1 protein-coding gene is annotated in these 1,891 nt (G+C 37.7%); it reads right to left on the bottom strand.

Annotated features, from left to right (window positions below):
- Nucleotides 1-345 precede the first annotated feature (345 nt).
- Nucleotides 346-1,323 (bottom strand): sucrase ferredoxin, encoded by a 978-nt coding sequence (locus AACX33_RS05800; protein ID WP_193999209.1) that lies wholly within the window; start codon nucleotides 1,321-1,323, stop codon nucleotides 346-348.
- Nucleotides 1,324-1,891: the final 568 nt, after the last annotated feature.

Raw genomic sequence — 1,891 nt, 5'->3', positions numbered from 1 at the left:
CGTTAAGGAATCCTCTCTCATTCAGGAAGCTACCGTGTACACACAAGTGATCGAATCGCCCCCTAACCCCCAATTCTGGGGGAACAAGAATTTTCAAAGTCCCCCAAACTTGGGGGATTTAGGGGGCAAAACAGGCTCAAACGCAGACAGGCAGGACTTGTGTGTACACCGTAGGCAAGCGAGGAGGGGAACTAGATTTCTGGTTAAATTCTATTTATGCATCTTTATATTAAATTGGTATAACGCTGAGGTTCTTTGTGTGTAATTTTGAATTACTGAGGGCTTATTTTGTAATAGATTTGTGGTAGATAGCAACCTCTGGGATGATTTTGGTAAATCAGCTTTTTAATTACTGCAAGTTGCCACTTTATTACAGACAAGCCTGATACTATCTACAGCATATTTGACAAATACCGAATTGTCTTTGGCATTGCAAGAACCTTTGATTTCCAGTGTCCTTGTTTTGTCTTTCACGAGTTTTGCTTGGTAAATAAACAGAGAACCAGAGGGTTCCTCAACACTCAACTCGGCTAATATGGTATTGTTATCTAAACTCTGTTCAATAATTTTTCCCGCTACTTTGTAATTAAACCAATTCCATCCGTGGCGTAGCATTAGTTCTCTTTCTAAGATTTGCACCGAAGTCGGTAAAATTCCCCAGCCTCTATAGACTTTCTTCAGGCATTGTATATCACCTGTACGAGTCAAAATTGACCGAAACGATTCTTGATTGAGAACACCATAATATCTGCCATCTGGTAAATCTATCGCTGTTGGTGCAAATCGATGTCCACCAAAATGACTGGATTTCCAAATTCGGACATTATCCAATTCTAAATCAGCAATCATCGCACTAGCTTGGAAATAAAAAGGACTCCCATATCTGGCACAACACTGATCATGGCTACCGTGGGTACATACTAAAATATCTCTAGTGATACTTGTCTCTATTTCATATTCGGGTATTTTGTGCCATAAAGATTTTTTCACCACCCCGGCGACTTGTTCAATGTGTGGTAACTTAAACTCATATTTTCGGTATCCATGACTCAGCCCCTCTTGTTTTTGATAAATCAAAAGAGTTGTATAGTCTACTTTATGTGAATAATTATTAGCAATTAACAGAAATCTCACAGGTAATTTAGCCCGGCGAACTTCTTCTACTAAAACCTGTAAATTATTTGGTACCCACTTCGATCGAAAAGCATCATAAGCCCAGGGTTGAGGACATTCAACCAAAATATATGTTTCGTAATTTGTCGCACTACTAATAATATCTTCTCCTACTTCTCGCGCATGGTCAGAACAGAAAAAAGTATTCATCGAAATTTACTCATTAGTGAATTTTATGGACAGTTGGCTCTGAGAAAAGGTTAATGTAATTTTGGCTACGATACTTCAACCCTGAGAAATAAACGAGAATAATCTGCATTTATTAGTAAAAAGCAGGTAGCCACTTTATAACATCATTTTCAATCAACGTCTTTCTGATTAATAAAATCTCCAGATTAGAGTTCACTAACCTCAAGAGAGATATTACAGTGATTTGAAAGTTAGTTTTGTAGCGTTTTTTATCTAGAAGGTCAAAAAATACTCGTTGCTGAGACTCAGTTTGTTTGAACTGACTCGCATCGGTATCCATGACTAACCTGAAATGCAGTAAGGCTTGAATCAGGAAAAATAGTGGCTTTGACCGGCAATTCTGGCTGAAAACCGCTGTGTTAGTCCAATGGCTGTTTAAGGCTGCTATGAGACTACTTATTTTTAATATACCTAAAAAATAACACATATTGCTAATAATTCTCAATTAATTACAAAAAAAATAAGACATCAACCTGAAAGTAATCTTACTTTCGGCGGATGAATGCGATCGCGTTTCCCGGTTTTATGA

It is taken from the genome of Nodularia sp. LEGE 04288, assembly GCF_963896525.1.
In the GTDB taxonomy this organism is placed as follows: Bacteria; Cyanobacteriota; Cyanobacteriia; order Cyanobacteriales; family Nostocaceae; genus Nodularia.
The sequence above is the reverse complement of the archived record's forward strand: the minus strand, read 5'-3'. Positions and strand labels throughout refer to the sequence as shown.